We start from the raw sequence: 19,014 nt of genomic DNA, 5'->3' as shown, positions 1-19,014 counted from the left end.
GCTAGATCTTTTTCTCGCTGACTGGTGCTGGTGTCGCTCTTAACTGCCTTACGCCAACCATAGATCTGGGATTCGTGTAATGACAGTTGCCTCGCTGCCGCAGCTACTCCGACTTTCTCTGCTAGCTTCAGGGCTTCTGCTTTAAATTCAGGGGAATGGATAATACGTTTTTTCTTGCTTGTCATGGTTCACCTCGTTAGTGATTGTACTCACTTAACTCGATGTCCAAAACTGCTGGTGCGGATCAGAATCAAATATAGAAACGCTTAACACCTTTGTTCCTGTATTGTGGGACGCGATGAAAAATGGTCTCCCAATGACTGTTGATGCAGAGCCTCATTGGAATGAGAGTTGAAGAATTTATAGCACGGAAAAGCCTGAGGCGAGTCTATTGGCCATTTAACCCATGACACTTTAATGCCCAGAAGTGCTCTTCTCTAGTTTAGAGCATAAATGTATAGACTTCTGTTACCCAAGCTATCCGAATACCTCCCCCAAATAGCTATTAGAGATGTATTGAGGTGCATGATTTATCATAACACGCTTGATGTATATTCTTTATGAATGTATCCTGGTTTTTATAAATATAAATATAAATATAAATATAAATATAAATTAGATAGTTAATGAAACGTCATGGTTAGGGCTTACTTAAAAGACGATACGCTTGTCAAAAGCGCGTTAGTAAGTTCTCAGTTTTTGCTCAAGCTCGAAGGTAATCCATACAAAATGCCAGTAGAGCATTCTGGGAGCTCTTTGAAAAGCATACTCCAAAAAGTCTCCAAGGAGAGTGGGGGGCAACTGAGACTTAAAAGGCTTAAAGAAAAAAAGTTAACTGCTGCCGAACTTCCACTTGCTTACAAGCAAAAAAGTGGAGGGTTTGTCGTGCTTGCTAAGTTGTCAGATAAGCAAGCACTTGTTCAACATCCTCATCAAGCTTCTCCAGAAGTCATACCCATAGAGACTCTCCAAGATGAATGGACTGATCAAGTTATTCAGTACCATGAAAGTGGGAGCAAATTTGATATTTCGTGGTTTATTCCTGAGTTCGTTCGTCATCGCAAGCTTTTTAGCGAAATCTTAGTCATCTCTTTATTTCTTCAAATGCTTGCACTCATTCTTCCTCTCTTCTTCCAAGTTATTATGGATAAGGTGCTGGTGCATCAAGCATTGTCAACGCTTGACGTTTTAGTTATGGCATTGGTAGTGGTTGGTTTGTTCGAAGTTGTATTAAAGGGGCTGCGTGAATACTTACTTTCTCATACGACTACCCGAGTCGACATTCGACTCGGCAGTACGTTGTTCAAGCATTTATTGGGTTTACCGTTGCTTTACTTTAAAACACGCCAAGTCGGTACGATTGTTATGCGAGTAAGGGAGTTAGATAGCATTCGTCACTTTTTGACAGGAGCAACGTTGACATTGTTTGTTGATGTCAGTTTTACGTTTGTCTTTTTTGCGGTTATGTACTATCTATCTGCTCCATTAACGTTACTCGTTCTTGCGAGTATCCCATTCTATGCTTTGGTTGCAGGTTTGAGTTCCAAGCCACTAAAGCGTCGAATTGAAGCTCAATTTAGTTGTGGTGCCAAGAATACCGCTTTTCTAACAGAATCACTCAATGGGATAGAAACAGTTAAGAGTTTAGCCATAGAGCCACGTTTCCAAAGGAAATGGGAAGGTCAAACGCAAGAGTTAGTCCAAGCAAACTTCAGTCGACAAAGCTTTCAATCGCTTATTAGCCAATCTGTGCTGCTACTTCAGAAAACTACATCCGTAACCGCGTTATGGGTAGGTGCGACCATGGTGATGTCGCTGGAGTTAACCATCGGTCAGCTCATTGCGTTTAATATGATGGTTAATCATGTGAGCCAGCCTTTCGCTAAGTTAGTCGACTTATGGCAACAGTTTATACAGACTCGAGTTGCAGTAGATAATCTCGGAGAGATGCTAAACCTTCCTACTGAGCAAGAGCAAGGCGGTTTTTGTTCACAGGAATCAATACGTGGGCATATTCAACTGCAGCATGTATGGTTTCGCTATCAACCTCAATTGCCTCCTGTTTTACGTGGACTCTCTATTGATATTCAACCTGGAGAGTCGATAGGTCTTGTTGGACCGTCGGGCTCAGGTAAAAGTACCATTACACGAATGATCCAAAAGCTATACCTAGCTGAAAAGGGAAACATCGTCATTGACGGCGTTCCAATCACCAAGTGGTCTGCATCGGCGCTTCGAGAGCAAATAGGGGTCGTGTTACAAGAAAACTACCTATTTAATAAAAGTGTTAGAGACAATATCGCCATAAGAATGCCGAGTGCATCACTAGAGCAAGTTGTTGTAGCTGCTAGGCTTGCAGGTGCTCATGAGTTCATCATTAAACTACCTAAAGGCTATGACACGATTTTAGCAGAGGGTGGCAATTCAATTTCAGGCGGTCAAAAGCAGCGTCTTGCTATCGCTAGGGCCTTGATGACTAAACCAAAGATACTCATCCTTGATGAGGCGACCAGTGCGTTGGATGAAGAATCACAGCAAGTTGTTAATGAGAATATGGTCGAAATCTCCCGCGGAAGGACGGTTATCACTGTTGCCCATCGGCTTTCAGCTGTTGAGCATTGCGATCGCATTGTCGTGATTGAAGAAGGAGAGGTCACAGAGCAAGGACCTCATGAGGCGCTGCTCAATCTCGATGGTTGTTATACAAAATTGTGGCGCTTGCAGCAGCTTAAGCAAGTGGAAACTAGAGTTGAGAAAAGGCCATCGTTATGAGTTTGATTCAAGGTGGCATTGCTGCGCTTAAAAAGCAAAAGAAAGAGCTGCCAACGTTAACTCGAAAGGCTCACGAATATGAATTTTTGCCGAGCTATTTAGAGATTATTGAAAAGCCGCCTTCACCATGGGCACGTCGAAGCGCGATAGCGGTAGTCGCATTTTTATTGTTAGTCCTAGTGTGGTCTATATGGGGGAAGTTAGATATTCATGCTAGTGCCCAAGGCAAAGTTATGGTGTCAAGCCATAGCAAAGTGGTTCAGGCCTTAGAGCATGGAGAAGTTATCGCTATCAATGTCCGTGATGGCCAACATGTTAAAAAAGGAGAAGTACTTATACAGTTAAATCCTGCAGGGGTAGATGCCGAGTCTCGTAGGTTATTGGAGCAATACAATCATTTAAATCTTAATAAGTCTCGAATTTTAGCATTGCTCTCGGATGAACCTTTAGACTCATTTTCTCCTCCAGTAGAAGCGACTCAAGAACAAATAGCCGTTAGCAGACAACATTTAGTTAGCGAATACAATGAAACTCACCAGCTGATTGAAAGGTTGGTTGCAGATGAAGCTGTCAGTAAAGCGCAAAAAAAGGCGAATCAGCGCGACATTAACTCTTTAAGCCGGTTAAAAGCCAACGTAGAAACCAGACTGAATGCGCGGAAGGCTTTGATAGCATCAAATTCTATTGCTCGAATTGAACTATTAGAGCAAGAAAAAGAGTTGCTAGAAATTGAACGGAATATTAGCAATATGCAAGCACAAGGATTCGTTTTGGACGCCCAAGCTCAAAGTCTTGCAGAACAGAGAGACACATTAATCGCTCAAAATCAGGTTGAGTACTATGACCTTCTTAACCAGCTAAATAGTAAAATTGTTGAAATCAGACAAGAGTTAATAAAGGCCAGAGAGCGGCAGCGTGTTCAAGCACTTCGCTCGCCTGTCGATGGCGTTGTTCAACAGTTAAATATTCATACTCTTGGAGGTGTGGTATCGCCAGCACAAGCACTGATGGTGGTTGTTCCTCAAAACTCTCACTTAGAGGCTGAAGTGAATATTCTCAACAAAGATATTGGATTTGTTAGGGCGGGACAGCCTGTCGAAATTAAGATTGATAGTTTTCCTTTCACTAAATACGGCACGATTTCGGGGGAACTCCTTCATATATCGAAAGATGCGGTTGAAGACGAGCGTTTAGGTTATGTGTTTCCAGCCAGAATTCGTTTGGAAAGCAATGAAATACTCGTGGAAGACACATGGGTTCCTCTTGGGGCGGGGATGAGCTTGGCTGCTGAGATTAAAACGGGCTCAAGAAGACTAATTGAATACCTGCTAAGCCCCCTTCAACAGTATCAGTCTGAAGCAATGAGGGAGCGATGATGACGCTTAGTACAGATACATCAAGTGGCCTATTGTGCTTGAGTTATGTCGCAAAACAATTTAGTCAACCTATTGAAATAAATCACCTTAAGCACAAATTGGGCGATGCTGTTTGTGATCTCGATAGTATTAATTTGCAACGATGCGCACAATGGATTGGTTTGAAGGCCATGGAAGTTAACTACAGTTTAGATGAGTTAATCAGTACGCCTTTACCTGCCATCGTTCGTTTAGATGTAGGGTACAAAGTATTAGTCTCTTCAACGCGTACACACGTTACCTTGTATTGCCCTATTGAGAGTTGTATTCATACGTACTCATTCGAGACGTTTTCTGTGCAATGGCAAGGTGTCTTGTTCTTATTTGCTGAAACTGATCTCAAATCGGAAGATGTCTCTTTTGGGTTTAGTTGGTTTTTCCCCACGCTAAAAAAGCATGCAGCCCAGCTGAAGAAGGTCATTTTATTTTCGCTTTTAATCCAGCTCATTGCCTTGGTCACGCCATTATTGTTTGCCAATGTTATTGACCGTGTTCTGGTGAGTAGGAGCCTAACTAGCTTACATGTGTTGGGGCTAGCATTGTTCGCTTTGGCCGTATTCGAACCCATTTTTAGCTATATGCGTAGCTGGCTATACGCCAACCTGGCGAGCCGAATTAATTCAGAACTTAGCGCTCGCTTATATTCTCATTTGGTGGCTTTGCCGATGAGCTATTTTAATCATCGGCAAACTGGACAAATTACCGCCAGGGTGCGCGAAATGGACCAAATCCGTCAATTTTTATCTGGCTCAGCACTAACCATGCTGCTGGATTTGTTGTTTGTTGGTGTATTTATCGCGGTGCTTTTTGTTTATGCCCCCATACTTACTTGGGTCGTATTGGGGTCTTTAGTCTTGTATTTCCTGTTTTGGATGACAATAGGGCCAAGTCTTCGTTCTAAAGTGAAGAAAGAATATGAGGCGACGGCAAATAATGCTGCTTTTTTAACTGAATCTATTACTGGTATAGAAACCATCAAGACAAACTCGTTGGAGCGTGGTTTTGAGAAAAACTGGCAAGACTATCTTGCAACGCAGCTTAAAGCAGGGTTTCGCGCAAGAGTGACATCGATATGGGCTCAACAAGGTATTGGTCTAATCCAAAAGCTGACCTCCGCTCTGACGTTGTGGTGGGGAGTAAAGTTGGTTATGGCGGGTGACTTATCCCCCGGTGAATTGGTTGCATTTAACATGCTCGCGGGCCAAGTGACTCAACCTATCTTACGGCTAGCGCAGGTTTGGCAAGACTTCCAACATACCTTGATATCTCTCCAACGAGTAGGGGATATTTTGGATGAACCTCAAGAAGCTGGAGCTGAAGGGTTGGCATCTATCCCTGAAATGAAAGGTGAGGTCAGCTTTAACAATGTGCGTTTTCGTTATGACAGCGATTCCCCCGAAGTGCTAAACAATCTTAGCCTTACAATCAAGGCGGGAGAATTTGTTGGTATCACAGGCCGCTCAGGCTCTGGAAAAAGTACGCTGACCAAACTTTTGCAGCGGTTGTATAGCCCGACATCTGGACAAGTGCTTGTTGATGGTATGGATTTGGCTATTGCTGATCCCGTTGAGCTTCGCCGAAGTATGAGTGTGGTATTGCAAGAGAGCTGCCTTTTTTCTGGTACTGTCCTCGAGAATATTCGCCAGTGTGCACCCAATGCAACTGATGAACAAGTCAAGCATGCCGCGAGTCTTGCAGGGGCAAATCAGTTTATAGAAAGCTTACCTGAGGGCTATTACACGCAAGTGGGGGAAAGTGGTAATAGGTTGTCGGGAGGCCAAAAGCAGAGGATTGCTTTAGCTCGGGCATTAATCACCAACCCTAGAATATTAATTCTCGATGAAGCCACAAGTGCCTTAGATTATGAATCAGAAGCAGAAATTGTTTCGAGGCTTCCTTTAATCTCTAAAGGAAGAACAGTTATTAGCATAGCGCATCGGCTTTCGACTTTAGCGCATTGCTCTCGTGTGGTTGATATGGATGAGTTACATACGTAATGAAAGTGTGGAGATTATGATTAAACATATACTTATTTTGGGGTTGGTGTTTTTTTCTTTTGATTCTTTTTCATATCAAGATTGCAGGTTGGTATTGGAAAATTACGAAAAGAATAAGGTAATTGAGAATTATCGAGAGGCGATATCTTCTATCAAAGAGCCAGGGAATAGTAATACTGAATACTTTTTGTTAGGACTGGCATATAGATTTGGGGTCGATAGAGGTAAAAACCTTGAAAAGGCAACACACTATTTTGAATTAATGAATGATGGCGATATCCCGGAGCTTTTGTTATCGAACAAATACTACTATTTGGGAGAGCAACTATATTCATGCTCAAATACACCCAAAGTTGGGTTGGAAATACTAAAAAAATCGGCGGAAAATGGCCATGCTATGGCAGGTTTCTTATACGCATATATTGCTTTTAATACTAGTGCTTCTGAAATGTCCAAAGAATTATATATGAGAATGTTAGTTGGTTCTGCTAAGGAATATAACGCATTAGCGTTATTCGAACTATTGTATCTAGGCACTATCGATCGTGTTAGTTCGGACAGGCTTCAAACACTATCCAGTTTTATTGAAAGCTCTGGATTTTTAACAAGTTGCGACTTCTATCAGTTCGTTGTGGATGGTGTGTCAGGGCTCAGTGAAGGTGTGGAAATCAAGAAAGGCCTAATCAAAGAAAGATGGCCGGATTATTTTAATGAATGCAAGAAAAATAAATAAAGAGAAACGTTATGGCTAGAAATAAACAGATTGACTCTTTATATGAAAATATAAAGGGATTCTTATTTGGTAATGATAAATTAACAGATTTAGAAAAGAATCTCATAGAAAAATGTGAAGAGGCAGGAAGGAATACCACTGCTGAAAATATCGATGAAGTAATATCAGCGTTAAATGATTTTGGTAAAGAAAATACTAATGATGGAGTGAATAAACTACCATTTAATAATAGTACTTTTTTGTATGAACAAGGTGCTCATGAGGTTGTTGAACATGGTTCAGAAAAGCTTCAAAACCATATGGGAAATCAATGGAATAGGCAGGCAGCTCAAATTTTGGAAAATATGAGTAAGCATAAAGACATGAGGGATATGCTTGAGGAGCTCTGTGAGAGTACAGGGAAAGAATTCGAGTTACCTCCGTTGAATGAGATGGGAAAGGCCCCTCCGGCGCCTGGTTCTCCTTTGATATTAGATCTCGATGGCGACGGTATCGAAACAACTAATTTGGAGAACGGCGTCTACTTTGATCATAATGGCGATGGAAAGTTAGAACGTTCTGCAACGGCTACCTCCGATGATGGTTTTCTTGCGCTTGATTTAGATGGCAATGGTACGATTGACTATGGTAAAGAGCTATTCGGTGATAATACTGTTTTAGCCGACGGTACTCTGGCTAAGAATGGCTTTGAAGCGTTGGCTCAGTATGATGATAACTCCGATGGTATTATTGATTCTAATGACTCGATCTATAACCAACTAAAAGTTTTTCGTGATTTGAACCAAGATGGGGTTAGCCAAGCAAATGAGCTGTTCACTTTAAAAGATCTCGATATAGTATCTTTAAAGGTTACGTATACAGAGTCTACCCATGTTGATGATATGGGAAATGAACATAGGCAGCAATCTCAATACACCAAGTCTGATGGTACATCTTTTTCGCTAACTGACGTTTGGTTTAAGATGGACAAATCAGACTTCATATACCCTACTTTACCCATACCAGAAGATATTCAACAACTCCCTGACATTAACGGGATTGGTTCGTTACCTTCACTTCACTATGCGATGACTGTTGATGAGTCTGGAAATCTTAAATCCCTAGTTGAACAATATCAATTAGGGACATCTTCTCTCACTGATAATGAGTTACTCACAGAAATCATTTTGGCATGGGCTGGTGTCAGTGGCGAGTACTCACCATATTACCAAAGCAGGATAGATACGAGGAAAATACAGGCTCTTGAAAAGTTTTACGGTCACCCATTAGATAAACCGAGAGGCTCAGGGGTTCAGTACACGGCGCTTTTCGAGGGGGTGTTTGAAAACTTGAAAGGTGAAATAGCTCTTAGGCTTAATGGCATTGAATCGAATTTATTTCAGGAAGTTAAGTGGGTGCAAGAGGATACCTCAGGACAATGGTACGGTGACTTTTCAAGTGTGGCGAACTCACTGATTGAATTAGCATCACAACAGACTCCGGAGGCACTTAGGGAGATCAATCAGTTTTTTGAAACAGTATCGTCAATAGATGACCAATATTCTAACAACCAAAAAAACCTCTATTCTTACCTGTTTGATTATGCCAATAGTGACTCAAATGACCTCCCAGTTGGTTTTGATAAGCTGATCCACATATCCATCATAGACGAGTTTAGTGTCGGTACTAACGCAGATGATGAAGTAACAGGTACTAACGCTGATGATTTTATTGCTGGTTTAGATGGAAATGACATTATTTCTGGCGGGAGTGGGAATGACATTATATATGGTGATGCTGGCAACGATACCTTACACGGCGGTACGGGCAACGACCAGCTGTTTGGGGATGAGGGAGACGATAGTCTGACCGTCTCTTACAGTGGCAGCAATACGTTAGACGGTGGTACGGGGAACGATACTCTGACGGTGGAATCGCCGACTAGCTCCGGTTATCGCAACAGCAATTACCAAACAGCCAACAATGCTCGTAACACCTTARTYGGTGGYACTGGWGATGACCGCCTWGTGGGYGGGCTTGGTGCTGAACGTTACGAATTTAACCGTGGCGATGGTCATGACACAATTCGTGACCGAGATTTTTATGGCACCAGTGTTGACCAAATTGTCTTTGGAGAGGGTATTGCTCGTGAAGAGTTAAGCCTGCGCCGAGATGGCAATCATATGGTGTTGATCATTGGTGGGGCTGATTCTGGTGACAGCATTACGATAGAAGAAGCGTATGTAAATGGTGAGTACCGTATTGAGGAGATCGTCTTAGCGGACGGCAGCAGTGTTACACCACAATCGTTGCCATTGCATACTACTGACGGCGACGATGTAGTGCAAGGCAGTGCTTTCTCAGAAGTTGTGGATTTTCACAAGCGNGGGTATTGCTCGTGAAGAGTTAAGCCTGCGCCGAGATGGCAATCATATGGTGTTGATCATTGGTGGGGCTGATTCTGGTGACAGCATTACGATAGAAGAAGCGTATGTAAATGGTGAGTACCGTATTGAGGAGATCGTCTTAGCGGACGGCAGCAGTGTTACACCACAATCGTTGCCATTGCATACTACTGACGGCGACGATGTAGTGCAAGGCAGYGCTTTCTCAGAAGTTGTGGATTCACAAGCGGGCAACGATACCGTGAATGCAGGCTCGGGTAATGACATTGTTCGTGGTGGAGAGGGCAATGATACCTTGCACGGCGGTACAGGTAACGACCAGCTGTTTGGGGATGAGGGGGACGATAGTCTCACCGTCTCTTACAGTGGCAGCAATACGTTAGATGGTGGTGCGGGGGACGACATTCTGACGGTGGAATCGCCGACTAGCTCCGGTTATCGCAATAGCTATTACCAAACGGCCAACAATRCTCGTAACACCTTAATCGGTGGCACTGGTGATGACCGYCTTKTGGGYGGGCTTGGTGCYGAACGTTACGAATTTAACCGTGGCGATGGYCATGACACAATTCGTGACCGAGATTTTTATGGCACCAGTGTTGACCAAATTATCTTTGGCGAGGGTATTGCTCGTGAAGAGTTAAGCCTGCGCCGAGATGGCAATCATATGGTGTTGATCATTGGTGGGGCTGATTCTGGTGACAGCATTACGATAGAAGAAGCGTATGTAAATGGTGAGTACCGTATTGAGGAGATCGTCTTAGCGGACGGCAGCAGTGTTACACCACAATCGTTGCCATTGCATACTACTGACGGCGACGATGTAGTGCAAGGCAGTGCTTTCTCAGAAGTTGTGGATTCTCACAAGCGAGGGTATTGCTCGTGAAGAGTTAAGCCTGCGCCGAGATGGCAATCATATGGTGTTGATCATTGGTGGGGCTGAYTCTGGTGACAGCATTACGATAGAAGAAGCGTATGTAAATGGTGAGTACCGTATTGAGGAGATCGTCTTAGCGGACGGCAGCAGTGTTACACCACAATCGTTGCCATTGCATACTACTGACGGCGACGATGTAGTGCAAGGCAGTGCTTTCTCAGAAGTTGTGGATTYACAAGCGGGCAACGATACCGTGAATGCAGGCTCGGGTAATGACATTGTTCGTGGTGGAGAGGGCAATGACACCTTGCWCGGCGGTACAGGTAACGACCAGCTGTTTGGGGATGAGGGGGACGATAGTCTCACCGTCTCTTACAGTGGCAGCAATACGTTAGATGGTGGTGCGGGGGACGACATTCTGACGGTGGAATCGCCGACTAGCTCCGGTTATCGCAATAGCTATTACCAAACGGCCAACAATGCTCGTAACACCTTAATCGGTGGCACTGGTGATGACCGCCTTGTGGGCGGGCTTGGTGCTGAACGTTACGAATTTAACCGTGGCGATGGTCATGACACAATTCGTGACCGAGATTTTTATRGCACCAGTGTTGACCAAATYRTCYTTGGMGAGGGTATTGCTCGTGAAGAGTTAAGCCTGCGCCGAGATGGCAAYCATATGGTGTTGTTGATTGGTGGTCCGGACTCGGGAGATTCGATTACGATCGAGAATGCGTACACGGACAGCCAATACTGTATAGAGGAAGTAGTCTTAACCGATGGGACGACATTTATACTACTCGAACTACCAGAATATAGTGAGGTCGAAACGGGCCTACTTGTTCAATCTATGAGTTCATTCGATGGTTCTGATTTATCTCTTACTACTTCTTCGGTTCTAACTAGCGTTGATGTTTTATCACCACCTTTGGTTGCTAGTAATCAAAACTAATTTCCAATAGATAACAGCCATAATCCTATGATTATGGCTGTTTTATAGGATCCCCATGACTCTTACTAGGAAACATAAGCTGAAAGGTTGCAGTCGGTCATCAGGAGGAAAAAATCAGAGGATTGCTTTAGCTCGGGCATTAATCACTAATTCTAGATTATTAATCCTCGATGAAGCCACAAGTGCTTTAGATTATGAATCAGAAGCCGAAATTGTTTCGAGGCTTCCTTTAATTTCTAAAGGAAGAACCGTGATCAGTATTGCGCATCGACTCTCGACACTCGCACATTGTGATCGGGTGATTAATCTATCTCTCGACGGGCAATGTCAGCCCCAACATATATAAAGGGGTTACGTTGGTTATGATTATTCTGGGCATTTGGTTCATTGTTTTTGTGCTTTCTATTAAACCATTGGTGTCAAAGTCTCGTCAGTACTACAGAACTAGGACAAAGAATAGCTCGTATGGCATCAAGACAATTATTTTATCAATTTCAGCACACATTGGTTTTACCTATTTGATTTATACCGATGTCGGGGAAAGTTGGCTTGATTGGTTTCTACCTTTGGCGAATATCATGTTTGTGGTTCAGGTTCTCTTAGTACTGAATTTGGCTCTTGATAATTACGATGTCGTTGATAAAGCCCGAGTGAGGAACGATGCGATCTTTGGGTTTTCGCTAGCGTATTTAGGGGCAGTAGCAATGCTCTATTACTCCGTTTATATCAACGATGTCATTTTAAAAGGGATATGTGTTACAGCGGCGTCTGTAGGCTTAGCAGGGCGCTTAATTACTTATAGAAATCGTAAGGTTTAAATTATGGCAGTGAGCTGCGGACAGTATTTAAGAGATTTAAACAAGTATTACGATTCTCGAGGCGAGCAATACGATTTCGCAGAGGGGAGCGCAGGAGGGACTTCCGGAATAGTATCGCTGGAGAGGAAACATACGACAAAAGCGTCAGCGCTAACGAGCGGGAATAGAGTCCATGCTCCGTATCAATTAATAAAGAAAGGAGCTTATGCATGCTAATGCTCGACTCGATGTATTTTATCTTGAGTACTTATTGTATTTCAACGTTGTGTTTCTCGTATAAGTACCGACAGGAACCAGGTCAGTCCGACAGTACCACATTAGGGCTCTTTGTTTGCTTTATCCTCACTGGAGGAGTGTTCTATTGGCTTTCGACGCTCCAGAGTATAAGAGGATCTTCTACCCTCACCTTTATCTACGGTCAGATGCTTATCATTAGCCTATGGAACGTCGTTCGGCTATTCACAAGCGCATTTGATCAATATAAGCGACATTGGTCTAACGCACCTCGATTTGGCCCCGTTATCTTTCTTATGGTCGCAAGCTTCGTATCTAGTGTCTTCCTTTCTGGTTATCTCGAATACAGGAACTTGGCGTTTTATCTGCTGTTGGTGTTTAGTTCCGGCGTCATCGCTCAAATACACCAACCAATTTTTGTTCACCTAATAAATAGAAAATGAATCAACTCACAAGGCTAGGGAAAGAAAATAATGTCTCTGACGAATGACTTACAAAAAGAATTAGATGCAAAACTGGCGACTGTCCAAGGACAAGATGTCGGAAAACGGGACTTTAGTGTCAGTGAAGCCATTGAGCTCTTGGACTCGTTTAAGGGGAATCTGGCAAGCAATTTGGTTGATTTTCCGACGAGTATACCCAACCACCTTTCAGCTGGTGCGGCAGCGTTAGGCACCGCGATTTCCAATACGTATAACCATGCCAAGGCGAATGTCTCAAGCAGTGATCTGTTGGGGCTTCACTCCCAAAAGGTGGTGTCGGCGATTGACAACTCCATAATTGCGAGCGGGGCACGCGCATTTAACTCCACTGTAAGCGGTATGGCGGTTGGCGTGGCTGTCGAACTCTACAGCTATTCGCAAAGCAATAGTAATGACCTTGAGCTGCTCAATAAGAAAATCATCGGTGTAGTTGGTAGTGCTGCATTGGGGGCAGGGTTAGCGAAAACGTTCATAGCTCTGGTCGGAGGTGCTACTGCAGCAGCATCGATTCCAGTGGCGGCACTAGCCACCTTGGCTGCGGCGATTATCGCAGGCGCGATTGCAACCGAAGTGATTGAGTCAGATTGGTTCAACGACTTGTATGACTCTGCCTATGATAGTTTGCAAGGTTTGTTTGGCTGGCAACCTACTCCACCTCCGCGCCGAGACCCATTAATCCTAGATTTAGATGGAAATGGTGTATCGTTAACCGAGAGCACCTATTTTGACCACAATGCCAATGGTATTGCGAATCGTACGGAGTGGGTGTCTTCAAGTGACGGATTGCTTGTATTAGATCGAGATGGTAACGGCACGATAGATAGTGGTCGGGAACTCTTTGGAGATAATACTCTCGTTGTTAATGGTAATACCGCATCAGATGGTTATGCCGCATTAGAAGTATATGATTTAAATAGTGATAATGTTATCGATACGGGTGATGAAGTTTTCGACCAGTTGAAAGTATGGGTTGATGAAAACAGTGATGGTGTTAGTCAGGAGTATGAGTTGAAGACACTTAGCTCCTTAGGCATAAAGTCGATAGATTTAAATCACGAGAACCTCCATAGTCAGTACTCTGATGTACAAGGCGAAAGCCATTCTACTCAGAGTGTTATTTTAGATACTAGTAATTTCGACCGCCGCTTTGTTGAATCATTAGAGGTGCCGGACTCATTTAATGGTTTGCCTAATATGCGAGGCACTGGGACAGTGCGTGACCTGCATGAGGCAATGACGCTTTCATCCCAATTGAAAGACAAAGTGGAAAAACTTTCTACTTCGAGTACTCGTGAGGAACAGCTAGATTTAACCGGGGAAATCCTCTTCTCATGGGCTAAAACGAGTCAATATTATGATGAACATATTCCTGTATTTTCTGGCCCGGCAATCGATAAAGTGTATGCAATAGAAGCATTTTACGGTGAAAAAGTTCCATGGTCTGTATCATTTGGAACCAATGGCGCATCAATGGCTCTACCAACAGAGTTTATTAACAGTGCTTATGACTCCTTGATTAAAATGATCTATTCCGAACTCGCTAGTCAAACCCGTCTGAAAGACTATTATGACGCAATCACTATTACTTCTGATGAATCTGGATTAATTCTTTCCCTTGAAGGTGCTCTCACGCAGTTCAGTGAACGTACACTTAATCCTGCTCTAATTGCTGATGCAATGGATTTTATGTCTGCGATGAGCTCAACGTCGAACATTGAGCTTACAGGGTTCTATACCTTTATTTCAAATGCCCTATATGGGGCGTCGGGTAGCGATATTGAACAATTGCAATCAGCTCTAGAATTCAATGGTATTGCAATATCGGAAGTTGAAGGGATCAAGAAGGTAACTTTTGATGATGGTTCAATTACTTTTACTGAAGGGACATCGACGACTGAAATTATAGGAAGTATTAGAAGCGATCAGATAAGCGGAACAGATTTAGATGATGTGATCCATGCCGGCTCTGGAAATGACACCGTACTAAGTGGTGACGGTAATGATGAGCTACATGGTCAAGACGGTAACGACATCTTAAGGGGCGGTGAAGGCAACGACATCCTCACCGTCAATGGTCGAGGCTCTAACACCTTGAATGGTGGCGCTGGGGATGACACYTTGAAGGTGAATCGCAGCACTAACTATACCTACCAACGTGATGTAGCACGCTATGCAGAAAATACCTTAGAGGGCGGAGTGGGTAATGACCGACTCGAAGGGAGTGCTGGCGCTGAAACGTATGTATTTAACCGAGGTGACGGCTCAGACACCATCAATGAYTACGATTATAAGACTTACTATATGAACGGTTGGGATAAAACTGACCGTATTATTTTAGGTGAGGGGATCACTCGAGAAGAGCTGCGTATTCGCCGTGACGGCAATGATATGGTGCTGATGATAGGGGGTATTGACTCGGGCGACAGCATCACGATAGAGAACTCGGCAACGGATGGACGCTATCAGATCGAAGAAATCGCCTTGGCTGATGGAACGACGGTGACTCCGCAAGAGATCCCGTTGTACGTAGTAGAAGGGGATAATGATATTCATGGCAGCGACTTAGTAGCGGAAACGATCGTCGTTGGGTCTGGGCACGACCACATTCGATCTGAAGGTGGTGATGACATTATCGATGCAGGCTCGGGCAATAATACCGTTGATGCGGGGGCGGGAAACGATAACGTCACGACAGGAGACGGTAGCGATACAGTCATGGCAGGCACTGGCAATGACCAAGTGGTTGTAGGTGCAGGTAATGATGAAGTAAAGGCAGGCTCTGGCAACGACATTGTTTATGGCGAAGAAGGCAATGATGAGCTTCATGGTCAGGATGGCAACGACCAGCTATTTGGTGGTGAGGGCGATGACCTCATCACCGTCAATGGTCGAGGCTCTAACACCTTGAATGGTGGCGCTGGGGATGACACCTTGAAGGTGAATCGCAGCACTAACTATACCTACCAACGTGATGTAGCACGCTATGCAGAAAATACCTTAGAGGGCGGAGTGGGTAATGACCGACTCGAAGGGAGTGCTGGCGCTGAAACGTATGTATTTAACCGAGGTGACGGCTCAGACACCATCAATGAYTACGATTATAAGACTTACTATATGAACGGTTGGGATAAAACTGACCGTATTATTTTAGGWGAGGGGATCACTCGCGAAGAGCTGCGTATCCGACGTGATGGTAACCATATGGTCTTACTGATAGGTGGACCGGATTCAGGTGACTCTATTACGATAGAGAATGCATACAGCGACAGTCGTTACTGCATCGAAGAAGTGGTGTTGAGTGATGGGGCGACGTTTTCGCCGTTGGACTTGCAGGAGTATAGTGAAGTCGAAACGGACCTACTTGTTCAGGCAATGAGCTCATTTGATAGTTCTGATTCATCACTATCGATCCCTACTGTTGAAGCTAACGTTGAGGAGCTTTCCTCACCACTAGTTGTTAACAACCAAAATTAGTTTCTTGAGGCTACAACATAATCATAATTTGACGATTATTTCTACTTAACCAAGGCTATAGTACCACCTCTAAACGAGGTGGTTACTTTTTCTGGTAGGTTCACAATTGTAATGACGAACTACCAGATACCCATATTATGTGTTTGTTATAGATGCTGTGATGGAATCGATAGTCTGTATGACTCATCACGTCGAGCCATAGCGGAGCGAACTTTTGATTTACAGTTAAACTGCATCACTACTCTTAGCGGTGAAACCAAGATCAAATTTCTAGCTTACTTTGGGTCATATCACTCGGGGGAACTCATTTGAGTGTGGTAATTTTACTACGTCTAGTTTCAGAAACTGTGCAAATTTGCAGACTTTAGATGCAATGTTATGCGAACTTATGTTGCAAATAGTATTTTAACTCTTTGATAGTTTGTTCGCGTTATGAAGACTTATGTTGCAAGCATCACTTTTTGAAGCCTGCAATATATGTTCGCATAAATTGCAGGCTTTCTTCATTTCTGCATAATAAGTCTTCATATTTGCACCATAAGTCTTCATAGTCTATTTTTTGTTGTAGGTTTACAACAAAAGTGATTTGCTATGTTCGACCAAACCAAGAAATCATCTCACGTACACAACATCTGTAAGTTCATGAGCTTGAAGAATGATGCTGTTGTTCGCACTCTCTCCATTTTGGAGTTCGATTTCTGCTTTCACCTCGAATATAACGCAAACATTAAAAGTTTTACCTCTCAACCTTTTGGCTTCCACTATCAATTCAATAGTCGTAAGTGCCGATATACCCCAGATTTTTTAGTAACAGATCACAACGAGCAGTCAACCCTCTTCGAAGTAAAACACTCTAGTCAGATTCTCAAACCTGATTTCAGGAATAGATTTGAAGAGAAACAAAGAGTTGCGTTGAATGAGTTCAACAGACGCTTAGTTTTGGTTACTGAGAAACAAATTAGAATGGGACCGACGTTAGATAACTTTAAGTTACTGCATCGTTATTCCGGATTGCGAACTGTGACTGAGTTTCAAAAGTTAGTGTTAGCGTTTATTCAACGTAAACAAATGGTGCAGCTACAAGAGGTGTCTTTGTATTTCGGATTATCGGAACAGGACACACTTATCTCTACTCTTCCTTGGATCTCTTCGGGGCAAGTTCAAACAGACGTCAACAATATTGGCTTTGGCCTCGAAACTTACGTTTGGTGCTAACTATGCCATCGGACTCTAATAACATATTTGGGTTCTTTGATGAGTTTGAAGCTTCAGAAGGAGAGTCTCAGCCGCTTCCAATAGAGCTAATTCATGAACCTATTGAAATCTCCTCAACTATTGATTCTCAATCACCGAAGGTACAGCAAGAAGTTATCCGTCGTATCAAAATCATCGTGTTCGTAGAGAAGCGTTTAAAAGGCGGATGGACCGAGAAAAACTTGAACCCTCTCTTAACTCTTGTGGAATCGGAATTACAACTCATTCCCCCGAGTTGGCGAACTTTAGCAACTTGGAAAAAATCTTACTTTGAAGCGGGTAAAGACCCATGTGCGCTTATTCCTAAGCATACGTTTAAAGGCAATCGACAAAAAGAGTTCGATTCTCAATCTTTAGTTGATGAAGCAATTAACAGCGTATACCTGACTCGTGAACGCTTAAGTGCTGCTGAAGCATATCGATACTATAAGAGTCGAGTGATTCAATTAAATCGTGGGATTGTCGAGGGGAAAATAAAACCAATTGCTGAACGTTCTTTTTACAATCGAATACACGACTTACCTCCTTATGAGGTAGCGATTGCAAGGTTTGGTAAACGATACGCAGACCGAGAATTTCGCTCGGTTGGTCAGCAAGTAGTTTCGACCAAACCAATGGAGTATGTCGAAATTGACCATACACCAGTCCCAGTAATTTTGATTGATGACGAGCTAGATATTCCTTTGGGACGACCCTATCTGACGATGCTATATGACCGCTTCAGTAAATGTATCGTTGGGTGCAGTATCAACTTTAGAGAGCCTAGTTTTGACTCTGTCAGAAAGGCGCTATTGAACTCGCTACTAGATAAGAGTTGGGTAAAGCAAAGGTATCCATCCATTGATAATGAATGGCCTTGTCACGGCAAAATTGACTGTTTAGTTGTCGATAATGGTGCTGAATTTTGGAGTCAAAGCTTGGAAGATTCGTTACGGCCTCTAGTGTCTGACATCCAATACAGTCAAGCAGCTAAACCTTGGCGAAAGTCAGGGATCGAAAAGCTGTTTGATCAGATGAATAAAGGGTTAGTGAATTCACTACCTGGAAAAACATTCACCAACCCTACTCAACTACAAGATTACAACCCAAAGAAGGATGCGGTGGTTAGAGTTTCTGTATTTCTTGAATTACTTCATAAATGGATTGTCGATTATTACCACATGGCACCAGATTCAAGAGAACGTGATATTCCATACCACAAGTGGAACCAATCGGAATGGACTCCCTCCTACTACGTTGGTGCTGAGAAGGAGCAGTTGAGAGTTGAGCTAGGTTTGCTTAGACACCGAACTATTGGAGTGGTAGGGATTAGACTACATAACTTACGTTATCAGTCCTCCGAACTTATTGAATACCGTAAATATTGGGCATCTAACAAATAAGGATTAAGGTGTTGCGCAGCCAACACTAAATCCCGAGTGTTGAACAAGCCCGAAGCCACTTTATTAAGTAAATTGTACGATTGAACTTGAAGGGCACATCGCTTTGAGGCTTTTCTCAAGGCGAGCGAGGTCAAGATAAGGTTGCGATAGCAATCTTATCAACCCGTTAGCTGTTTTCCGTTTCTTTCGTCGTTACATCTCCTTTGATTTCGTCAATGCCATTCTCCTTATTATCGGTGT

Annotated in this window: 10 protein-coding genes and 3 pseudogenes; 12 read left to right on the top strand and 1 reads right to left on the bottom strand. The window is 43.3% G+C overall.

The genetic code is table 11. The features are described 5' to 3' along the window. Positions 1-185: transposase (locus tag L1D11_RS21305; protein ID WP_239833198.1), on the bottom strand; the 185-nt coding region annotated here is incomplete at its 3' end. A 451-nt stretch (positions 186-636) separates the two neighbouring features. Between L1D11_RS21305 and L1D11_RS21300 the strand changes: the two genes are divergently transcribed. The 12 genes and pseudogenes from L1D11_RS21300 to L1D11_RS21245 form a co-directional block, all read left to right on the top strand. Then, positions 637-2,772, top strand: a complete 2,136-nt coding sequence (locus L1D11_RS21300; RefSeq protein WP_239834463.1) for a type I secretion system permease/ATPase — start codon at positions 637-639, stop codon at positions 2,770-2,772. Beyond that, positions 2,769-4,148 carry an HlyD family type I secretion periplasmic adaptor subunit gene (locus L1D11_RS21295; protein WP_239834461.1) on the top strand — a complete coding sequence of 460 codons (1,380 nt, stop codon included), beginning with the start codon at positions 2,769-2,771 and terminating at the stop codon, positions 4,146-4,148. The genes L1D11_RS21300 and L1D11_RS21295 overlap by 4 nt, the downstream gene beginning before the upstream one ends. Further along, positions 4,148-6,172 (top strand): annotated as a pseudogene (locus L1D11_RS21290) (type I secretion system permease/ATPase); the annotation flags it as partial. The gene L1D11_RS21295 and the pseudogene L1D11_RS21290, both read left to right, overlap by 1 nt. 28 nt (positions 6,173-6,200) lie before the next feature. Beyond that, positions 6,201-6,917, top strand: a complete 717-nt coding sequence (locus tag L1D11_RS21285; RefSeq protein ID WP_239834458.1) for a hypothetical protein — start codon at positions 6,201-6,203, stop codon at positions 6,915-6,917. An 11-nt stretch (positions 6,918-6,928) separates the two neighbouring features. Further along, complete coding sequence (locus tag L1D11_RS21280) at positions 6,929-9,298, top strand: calcium-binding protein (protein ID WP_239862771.1); 2,370 nt, start codon at positions 6,929-6,931, stop codon at positions 9,296-9,298. After that, a complete protein-coding gene (locus tag L1D11_RS21275; RefSeq protein WP_239862769.1) occupies positions 9,249-10,187 on the top strand; it encodes a calcium-binding protein in 939 nt (312 codons plus the stop codon). The genes L1D11_RS21280 and L1D11_RS21275 overlap by 50 nt, the downstream gene beginning before the upstream one ends. Next, positions 10,138-11,130 (top strand): calcium-binding protein, encoded by a 993-nt coding sequence (locus L1D11_RS21270; RefSeq protein ID WP_239862767.1) that lies wholly within the window; start codon positions 10,138-10,140, stop codon positions 11,128-11,130. The genes L1D11_RS21275 and L1D11_RS21270 overlap by 50 nt, the downstream gene beginning before the upstream one ends. Before the next feature lie 82 nt (positions 11,131-11,212). Beyond that, a pseudogene (locus L1D11_RS21265) lies at positions 11,213-11,440 on the top strand (ATP-binding cassette domain-containing protein); the annotation flags it as partial. 52 nt (positions 11,441-11,492) lie between these two features. Next, positions 11,493-11,948, top strand: a complete 456-nt coding sequence (locus tag L1D11_RS21260; RefSeq protein WP_239834452.1) for a hypothetical protein — start codon at positions 11,493-11,495, stop codon at positions 11,946-11,948. Between the two features lie 848 nt (positions 11,949-12,796). Then, entirely contained in the window at positions 12,797-16,138 is a 3,342-nt protein-coding gene (locus tag L1D11_RS21255; protein WP_239862765.1) for a calcium-binding protein, read from the top strand. Positions 16,139-16,729: 591 nt separating this feature from the next. After that, positions 16,730-17,353: a TnsA endonuclease N-terminal domain-containing protein gene (locus L1D11_RS21250; RefSeq protein ID WP_019820394.1), complete on the top strand. Its 624-nt coding sequence runs from the start codon at positions 16,730-16,732 to the stop codon at positions 17,351-17,353. Between the two features lie 2 nt (positions 17,354-17,355). Then, positions 17,356-18,768, top strand: a pseudogene (locus L1D11_RS21245) (transposase); the annotation flags it as partial. Positions 18,769-19,014: the final 246 nt, after the last annotated feature.

The sequence above is a fragment of the Vibrio sp. Isolate32 genome (assembly GCF_022397955.1).
Taxonomy (GTDB): domain Bacteria; phylum Pseudomonadota; class Gammaproteobacteria; order Enterobacterales; family Vibrionaceae; genus Vibrio.
This window is presented reverse-complemented; position numbering and strand designations above follow the sequence as displayed.